7 protein-coding genes and 1 pseudogene are annotated in these 8,527 nt (G+C 72.3%); 7 read left to right on the top strand and 1 reads right to left on the bottom strand.

All coding sequences use genetic code 11. The features are described 5' to 3' along the window. Positions 1 to 635: 635 nt before the first annotated feature. From ACFWEP_RS12690 to ACFWEP_RS12675, 4 genes are all read left to right on the top strand, one after another. Positions 636 to 1,088 (top strand): hypothetical protein, encoded by a 453-nt coding sequence (locus ACFWEP_RS12690; protein WP_387369292.1) that lies wholly within the window; start codon positions 636 to 638, stop codon positions 1,086 to 1,088. 105 nt (positions 1,089 to 1,193) lie between these two features. Further along, positions 1,194 to 2,435, top strand: coding sequence for an IS701 family transposase (locus ACFWEP_RS12685; RefSeq protein WP_387369290.1), 1,242 nt, complete (start codon positions 1,194 to 1,196; stop codon positions 2,433 to 2,435). 39 nt (positions 2,436 to 2,474) lie between these two features. Beyond that, the gene (locus tag ACFWEP_RS12680; RefSeq protein ID WP_387369288.1) at positions 2,475 to 3,509 is read left to right on the top strand and encodes an IS4 family transposase; all 1,035 of its coding nucleotides are present in this window, start codon (positions 2,475 to 2,477) and stop codon (positions 3,507 to 3,509) included. A 114-nt stretch (positions 3,510 to 3,623) separates the two neighbouring features. Further along, on the top strand, positions 3,624 to 3,851 hold the full coding sequence (locus ACFWEP_RS12675) for a hypothetical protein (protein ID WP_387369286.1): 228 nt from the start codon (positions 3,624 to 3,626) through the stop codon (positions 3,849 to 3,851). On the opposite strand, the gene ACFWEP_RS12670 is transcribed toward ACFWEP_RS12675, so the two are convergent. Next, positions 3,841 to 4,800 carry a hypothetical protein gene (locus tag ACFWEP_RS12670; protein WP_387369284.1) on the bottom strand — a complete coding sequence of 320 codons (960 nt, stop codon included), beginning with the start codon at positions 4,798 to 4,800 and terminating at the stop codon, positions 3,841 to 3,843. The two genes, ACFWEP_RS12675 and ACFWEP_RS12670, sit on opposite strands and share 11 nt — an antisense overlap. 263 nt (positions 4,801 to 5,063) lie before the next feature. Between ACFWEP_RS12670 and ACFWEP_RS12665 the strand changes: the two genes are divergently transcribed. The 3 genes and pseudogenes from ACFWEP_RS12665 to ACFWEP_RS12655 all read left to right on the top strand — a co-directional run. Further along, positions 5,064 to 5,594, top strand: coding sequence for a sigma-70 family RNA polymerase sigma factor (locus tag ACFWEP_RS12665; RefSeq protein ID WP_387369282.1), 531 nt, complete (start codon positions 5,064 to 5,066; stop codon positions 5,592 to 5,594). Further along, a complete protein-coding gene (locus ACFWEP_RS12660) occupies positions 5,591 to 7,129 on the top strand; it encodes a hypothetical protein (protein ID WP_387369280.1) in 1,539 nt (512 codons plus the stop codon). The genes ACFWEP_RS12665 and ACFWEP_RS12660 overlap by 4 nt, the downstream gene beginning before the upstream one ends. Positions 7,130 to 7,149: 20 nt before the next feature. After that, positions 7,150 to 8,527 (top strand): annotated as a pseudogene (locus ACFWEP_RS12655) (hypothetical protein); the annotation flags it as partial.

Genomic DNA, 8,527 nt, shown 5'->3' with positions numbered 1-8,527 from the left:
TTGGTCTTTTTATTTGTTTTAATCCCCACCTACATACACCGTATTGCCCCTGGGGGGGGGCCTCCTCCCCCCCCCCCCACCACTGCGGTGAACGCGCGCATCGGATTTGCAATAGAACGGAGAGGTTGAATGATCCAGCCTGGAAGAGGACGTCAAATCTTGCTGCTGGGCCTGGTACAGCTGCTCTGTGCAGGTCTACTCCTACTGCTCCCTCACAGCTCCGGTTCCACAGTGGTTCCCCTGGCTGTCCTTCTTTCGGCCACGGGTCTGATCTCTTTGATAATTGGACTGATTAGCCACAAGAGGGGTCGACGAGCATGAACATCATCGCCACGCCCCCAGTATTGCAGGACGGGAGATCTGCCATCATATTCACGGTGGCCTTTCTCGTCATAGTTGCCCTCTTGGTCGGTTTTTTCTGGAACAGAAAGTAAAATTTTCACAGACCCCGTCGACTCCACTCTGTCATCGTCGGCATCAGCCGCGCCCGGAACGCGGCCTCACTGCCCGCCTGGCGGAGACCGGCGGCGAGGCCCTGGTCCAGCGCCCGTACGGGTGGCTGATGGGGCGGCCTAGTACTCCAGCCGTAGATCGTGATCATGGATACCGAAGCTGCTCGTCGGTAGCCTGCGCGTGTGGCTGAGACCTGGGACGAAGTGCAGCTGATCGCGGACGGCTTCGAGCGCGTGTACGTCGAGTTGGAGTGGTACAGCGGGCCGCGGGCCGGCCTCGGCGATGTCGACGGCAAGCCGCACTATTTCCAGGGCTACGACTGGAATGACGCAGACGAGGCCGACGAGTACCGCGTCTGGCCCGCGAGCGACGCGGTGGTGGAGCTGGAGCGCGAGCAGTGGGCGATCTTCGCCAGGTGGAACGAATGCCATGAAGTTGGGACGGAGGAGCTGGAGACCCACCCGGGCCGGGGCGGGATCGACGCCCGTTACGACGAGCTGGCCCTGCTGCTGGCGCCGTACCGTCAGGCGCCGGACGACGCGAGGCTGCTGGTGGGCGAGATGCGCTTTGACGCTGGGGCCCGTTACCGGGTCGAGGGTCTGGACTACTGGTTCCGGTGGCATCCGACCAGGTGAGGCCGCCGTTGATCATTAGGTGTTGTGTGGACAACCAATGATCACGCGGCGACCTCGGGCGCCGGCGTAGTACCTGCTCACTGGCAGGAAGCGTTTGAGGGCCTGATGAGCCGGATCGCGGGCCGGTTCGCCCGAGTTGAACCCCGTCGCCGGGTACGGCAGTTGGTCTCCGGACTGCTGTCGGACCTGCCGCGCAAGAACTGCTGGACCCTGGCCGAGCACGTCGGCGACGCCACTCCGGACGGCATGCAGCACCTGCTCCACCGTGCGAAATGGGACGCCGACGCCATCCGGGACGACATACGCGCCTCCGTGGTCGAGCACCTGCACGACACGGAGGCCGTGCTCGTGGTCGACGAGACGGACGATCTGAAGAAGGGCACGGCGACCGTCGGCGTCCAGCGCCAGTACACCGGCACGGCCGGCCGCATCGAGAACGCCCAGGTCGCCGTCTATCTCGTGTATTCCGCCGACCGTGGACACGCTGCCATCGACCGAGCTCTGTACGTACCGCGCTCATGGACGGAGGACCCGGACCGCTGCCGGAGCGCGGGCATCCCCGACGGCCTGGCCTTCGCCACCAAGCCCCAGCTCGCGGCCCGCATGGTCGAGCGGGCCCTGGACGCGGGAACACCGGCCCGGTGGGTCGCGGGAGACGAGGTCTACGGCGACAACCCGCACCTGCGGACCGCCCTGGAACACCGCCGGACCGGCTACGTCCTGGCCGTCTCCAGCACCCACCCCGTCATCACGCACGCCGGAAAGTTCCAGGCCAAGGCCCTGGCCGCACGGATCCCAAAGCGGGCCTGGCAGCGGCTGTCGGCTGGAGCGGGCGCGAAGGGCGAGCGGTACTACGACTGGGCACAGATCGAGGTTCACGGCCAGGCCAGTCGGTCCAGCCAGTGGTGCCTGCTGGTCCGCCGCAATCGCCGCACCGGCGAACTCGCCTTCTACCGCTGCTTCTCACCCCATCCGGTGCCCATGTCCGAGCTGGTGCGGGTCGCCGGACGGCGTTGGACGGTCGAGGAGACGTTCCAAGCCGGCAAGGGCCTGACCGGCCTGGACGAGCACCAGGTCCGTCGGTGGACCTCCTGGCACCGCTGGGTCACTCTCGCGATGCTCGCCCACGCCTTCCTCGCCGTCACCGCGGCCGCCGAACGCCACGACCGGCCCGTCCCTGACGGTCTGATCCCCTTGACCGGCAACGAGATCCAGCACCTGTTCGCAGCACTGACCCGCCCAATCCACGACTTCGCGCACCGTCTGCGCTGGTCCCACTGGCGACGCCGGCATCAAGCCCGTGCACGCCAATGCCATTACCGCAGGCAGTCCACCGCCCGACCGTGAAGATCAAGATCTACGGCTGGAGTACTAGGCCCAATACCGGTGACTTCGGTGGTTTTGGTCGTTGGGTGGGTTGTGCCAAGGCCGGGTCAGGTGAAGTCGTCGGGTGTTGATCGGTTGTCGGACCGGATCGCGTTGGGGGTGTTGAGGCGGGCGTTTCCGCCGGAGCTGGTCGACGAGGTGGTCGCCGAGTGCGGGAGGGTCGAGCAGCGGACGCGTCTGCTGCCGGCGCGGGTGGTGGTCTATTTCGTTCTGGCGATGTGTCTGTTCTTCGGGCAGGGCTATGAAGTGGTGGCCCGGCTTCTGGTTCAGGGGCTGGAGCGTGAGGGCCGGTGGGCGGCGGTCTGGCGGGTGCCCACGACGGCGGCGATCGGTCGGGCCCGGTTGCGGCTGGGGCCGGAGCCGTTGCGGGTTCCGTTCGCCCGGGTGTGCCGGCCGGTGTCGGTTCCTCGGACGCCGGGCGCCTGGTACCGGCAGTGGCGGCTGGTCGCGGTGGACGGCACCGTTTTCGATGTTCCGGACACCGCGGCGAACGCCCAGTTCTTCGGGCGTCCCGGTACCAGTCGCGGGCAGGGCCGCAGTGCGTATCCGCAGGCGAGGGTGGCGGCGCTGGCCGAGTGCGGGACCCATGCCGTGTTCGCGGCCGAGGTCGGACCGCTCACTGTCCACGAGACCGTGCTGGCCCGGCAGTTGTTCCCCGCGCTGACGAAGGGGATGCTCCTGCTCGCCGACCGGGGCTTTTGCGGCTTCGACCTGTGGCGGGCTGCGAAGGCGGGCGGTGCGGACCTGCTGTCGCGGGTCCTCGGTCTGCCCGAGGCGCTCGAACCCCGCTTCGTACCGGTACGTCCGATGGCGCCGGCTCCGGAGCAGGCGGCGCCCCTTACCGCCTTCCCCCCGGACCCTGAGGGCGTGTTCGCCGCCGCGTTCAACCTCCCGACTGACCTGGCCGGTTGGGGAAACCTGCCGGTGGTGCGGGTGCTCGGATCGGCATCGGCCGGGGGCGTGGGCCCCGCGCGCGGGCTCGCCCGGATGTACGCGGCGGCCGTGGCCGGGTGGACGGCGCGGCCGCACCGCTGACGCCGGCCACCGCCCCGAGTTCGCGGGCCTCTCCTGGTCCGGCACCGACCTGGTCACGGGCGCACAGGACGCGTTCGGGCTGGGTTTCCGGCGGACGTCGGGCCAGAGCACCCCGTGCTGAGCGGGAGCGCGTCCGGCCACTCCGGCGCGGCCGGCTCGCAGGCGTTCGCCGACCCGGAGCCGGGCGTCGCGTACGGGTACACCCGCCGCCGGTACGCCTACCCGGGTGGCGAGGCGCCCGAGAACACGCGCCTGGTGGAGGCGGTGGTACGGGCGGCCCGGGGCGCCCGACGGGGACTCGGGCCGCCGCGTCGCCCCGGCGGCCCCGCGCTCACACCGTGAAACGTACGGCTTCCAGCCAGGAGTCGTTGTTCAGGGTGCCGCCGAATATGTAGTTCCCGGAGGCCTGGCCGATCGGCTTGTCACAGGCGAGGCCGCCCCAGCCGGAGCGCACCCGGGCGCTCTGGCAGACCGCGCCGTCACCGACGTTGATGACGAAGCCGAGCATGTAGGGATAGTTCTTGGCCGTGCTGCCGATGTAGTTGTCGACCCCGTCGGCCACACCCTTCCAGGGGGTCTTCCACTCGTCATCGTGTACGAAAGCGTTGCCGGCGGTGCCCTTCGTACCGGACACCGCGATGTTGAGGGCCTTGATCTTCTTGCCCGTGATGCCGGTCGTACCGCCGTCGCACACCACGCTCTGCCAGCCATTGCCCTCGACGTAGGCGCGGTAGCAGATGTGCCGCCCAGGCTGCCGGGCCGCGAGGCGCGACACGGTCAGGGCCGCGGTCTCCGGTACGGGAGCGGCCGCCGACGGCTTCGGGGTGGCGGGCACCGTCTTCTGCGGGGCGGGCGCGGCGGGGAGCGGGGGCTGGTAGGCCTGTGCGGGAGCGGCGGGCAGCGGCGCCGCCACCGGGGTGGGGGAGGCCTTCGGGGTGGGGGAGGCCTTCGGGGTGGGCGACGCCGAGGCCGCCGGGGTGGGAGGGACGACGGCCGGGGGCGGCGGGAGGACGCGGGCGGCCGCAGCTTCCTGGCTGTCACCGAGGTCACCGGCACCGTCGCCCGCCAGCGCGGCGGTGAGCGCGAGGGGCGCGGCCACCGCCGCGGCCGTCCAGCCCAGGGTGGTCCAGACGCGGCGTCCGGGGGCCATTCCCCGGGGCCCGCGGACGCGGCGGCGGCGGAAGGCGTCGGCGAAGTCCGGCCCGGCCGGGGACGGTCGGGCCGGGGTCGTCGGGTCCGGGGACGACTGGGGTTCCGGGGGCTGCTTCGAGTGCTCGGACTGCGAGTTCATGGGGGTGCTTGGCTCCAGTCGACGGTCGCGGAGCGGGCAGGAGCGGATCGGTCCCCCGCTGTCGGGATGCCGCAGGCCGGGGGCGGCCCGGGGCGCCACCCTAACGCGGGTTTGTCGCCGCGAGTTTCGAGATCTGCAATGTTCTGAGCTTTTACTGAGCATCAACAAGCGTCTGTGGATCTACGTTGACTGGACGTCACCGTGAACAGAAAGAACATGAGGGGGCATTCCCCCGTGCCCTTGATTCTCCGCCCCCTCGGGCGATGTGGAGCGAAACAGTGATCGATGCTCACGGCACATCAGATTCGTCCTCTCGACCCGCCACGGCCGAGCGCCACCGGGCGTTGCTCATGAGGTTCGCGAACCGGCTCACCGGGGACCCGTACCGGGCGGAGGACATCGTCCAGGAGACCCTCCTGCGCGCCTGGAAGCGGCCGCCGGCCGCCGTGCCGGTCGACGACGACGAGCGGCTGCTCGCCTGGCTGTACACGGTCGCCCGCAACCTGGCCATCGACATGCACCGCCGCGACCGCGCGGTGCCCGTGGGCGCGTTGCCGCAGCAGCTGCTGAGCCGCAGCGGGGAGTGCGACCTGGCGGAGCAAGTGGTCGACCGGCACGTGGTGCGCAAGGCGCTGGCCCGGCTGTCGCAGGAGCACCGGGAGGTGGTCGTACGGGTCCACCTCTGCGACCGCCCGAGGGACGAGACCGCCCGGGAGATAGGGATATCCCCGGGAACGGTCAAGTCCCGTACGCACTACGCCCTGCGGGCCCTGCGCAGGGAGTTGGCCGCGTGAACGGCGTCGACCCGATCCGCTGGATCTCCGACCACCGGGACGGCATCATCCGGTGGATCCTCGTGGTGTGCGTGGCCTTCCTGCTGTTCCTGCTGGTCCGGCACTTCGCCATGAAGCTGGGCGGCTGGAAGGCGGCCGGCCGGCGCGTGGCGCGGGAGACCGCCCTCACCGGTGCGGCGTTCGCCTCCCCGGCGCGGGCCTGGCTCCGTTACCGCCGGGTGCTGCGGATCCTGGTGCGGCGGCTCCGCTCGCCCGAGAGCTGGCGCGACGCCGAACGGGCGTTGTCCGCGGCGCGGCTCGCGGCCGCGCCCGCCGTGCCGTACGCGGTCCTCGTCGACGACCGGACGGTCACCGTCCTGCTGGCCGGGCGGCACGTCCCCCCGGCGCCCGAACCCTGGGTCGCGGAGGCCGAAGTCGACCATCCGCTGCACTGGACGGTCCTGCGGTCCGAGCTTCCCGCCGTGGTGCCGGAGGCAGGGCTGAACCGGCCGGTCGTGGTCGCGATCGGCGCCGAGGACCGGCCCGCCGGACGGTGCGCCTTCCTGGATCTGGCGACGGGGCCGCCGACCCTGGCACTGGACGGGGACGAGCGGGCCCGCGCGGCACTGCTGCCCACCCTCGCCGCGCAGTTGGGGCGGCGGCTGCCGCCCGGGCAGACGGTCGTGGCCGAGGGCGTGCTGCGCGGGTACCCGGGCGAGCCGGTGCGGGAGGCGTACCGGAGGGCCAGGGAGACTCCGGCCCGGCTGGGTACGCCCCCGTTCCTGGCGGCGCGCGAGCTGCCGGATCCGCTCCCGCCCGAGATGGCGGGGCCCCCGGCGGCGGTGCCGGCGCTGCGGGTGCTGGTCCTCGGCTCCGGACGCGGATACGTACGGCGGCTGCACGCCGACCAGTACGGGCAGCTCGCGCTCCCCGGCACGCCGCTGCTGCTGCTGGCGCACGCCCTGCCGCGCGCGGTGTCCCGCACCTTGAAGCGGATTCCGCCGGTGCATCCGCCCGCCCCCTCGGCGGACGGGATGCGGCCGCTCTTCGCGGAAGAGGACGAGGCCGTCCCCGCAGGGCTGGGCAAGGCCGACCCGGACGAGGGCGTGCCGACCGCAGCCCCCGCCGCCCGGGAGACGCGGCGCGCGGCACCGAAGACCAGCGAGGCGTCGGCCGGGCCCACCCCCGTTCCGGCCGGCGCCCCGCTGCCCACCCCGCGGCCGAGAGTGCGGGCCGCCGCCGGCCCGAAGACGCACCCTGCCGCCGGGACCCCGGCCGGCCTGGACCCGGAGCGCGCGCACCCTCCCGCGCCGGCGCCCGTACACGGCGGGCCGGGGCGCACGCCGGAGCCCGGCACCGCCGGACCGGTACCACCCGTCATCTGGGCCGGCTCCGACCCTGACCCGGGAGCCTGGTCCGGGCTGGCCGGCGACCCCGGCGACCCCGACGGACCGGAAGGGCCCGACGGGCCGGGCGATCCCGGACCCCGCGGGCGGGGCGAGGAGCCCGATCCGGATGCCGGGGTGCCCTCCGCCCCGCCCCCACGACACCGCTGAAAGCCACCGCAAGGAGTGCCGTGAGACTCACCCTCTCCACCGTCGACGCCCGGGGCCACCGCGCGGACCACCTGCTGGACCTCCCCGAGGGCGCCGACCTCGCCGCCCTCGGCGAGGCGCTGGGTTCCGCCGAGCTGTATCTCGGGAGCAGTCCGCTCCACCCCGACCTCCCCGTGCGGGGCAGCGGACTGCGCGAGGGCTCGGTGGTCGGCCTGGGCGTCCCGGTGCCCTCCCCGGCCGGGGCGTCCGAGGCGTGGCGACCGCCCGCCTCCGACCCCGTCCTCGTCGAGATCCAGCACGTCGGCGGACCGGGCGCGGGCAGGGTCTGGCGGCTCGGCCCCGGTGACCACGAGGCCGGTACCGACCGCGGCTGCGTCCTGTACCTCGACGGCGGCGGGGCGCCCGCACGGGGCACCTGGATCACGGTGGGCACCGACGGGCGGGTGACCCTGCGGCTCGCCCCCGACGCGGACGCCGAGTGCGGGCTGCGCAGTCTCACCCCGCCCCCGCCGGTCGACCCGACCACCGGCACCCCGCTCACCGCCGAGGAGCCCGCCGGCCCACAGGACGGCGGCCCCGGCGGTCACACGCCGGAGCCCGCCCCGCCGGGCCCCGACGGCCACCCCGTCCCGCCGCCGCTGCCGCCCGTCGGGAAGCTGCCGGTGCCGGACGACGGCTCCGTCGAGTGGCCCGCGTACGCCGATCTGTCCCTCGGCGACCACCTGCTGCGCCTGAGCCGGCCCTTCGAAGCGGACGCGGCCGTGAACCGGGCCGCCGACGGCGTGGGCATCGAGTACAACCGGCCGCCGCGGATCGTCCCGCACCTGGACACCGAGTCGATGACCATGCAGGGCCCGCCCGCCGACAACACCAAGCGGCCCTTCCCGTTCCTGATGATGATCTCGCCGCTGATCATGGGCCTGGTCATGATGTTCCTCTTCCGCAGCCTGTACTTCGTCGTCTTCATCCTGCTGACGCCGCTGATGGCCGTCGGCAACTGGGTCTCCGGTCGGCGCACGGGGCGCAAGCAGTACGAGGAGAACCTCCGGATCTACCTGGTCCGCCGCTCCTGGACGGAGCTGGAGATGCGTCAGGCGACCATCGACGAGAGGAAGTTGCGGGCGGACACCTTCCCCGACCCGGCCTCGGTGCTGCTGACCGCCTCCGGGCCCGGCAAGGGACTGTGGCAGCGGCGGCGCCGCGACCCCGACCACCTCACCCTGCGCGTCGGCACCCTGACCCGGCCCTCGCTCAAACGCATCGACGACGGCGCCCGCGACGCCAACCACCGCCAGGTGCACTGGCGGATCGCCGACGCCCCTTTCGGCATCGAACTCGCCGAGCACGGGGTCGTCGGCATCAGCGGTTCCGGCGCCGCCCCGCGCACCCTGGCCGCCA

The sequence above is a fragment of the Streptomyces sp. NPDC060198 genome (genome assembly GCF_042728415.1).
Lineage (GTDB): Bacteria > Actinomycetota > Actinomycetes > Streptomycetales > Streptomycetaceae > Streptomyces.
Note: the sequence above shows the minus strand (reverse complement) of the source record. Positions and strands in the feature narration are given on the sequence as shown.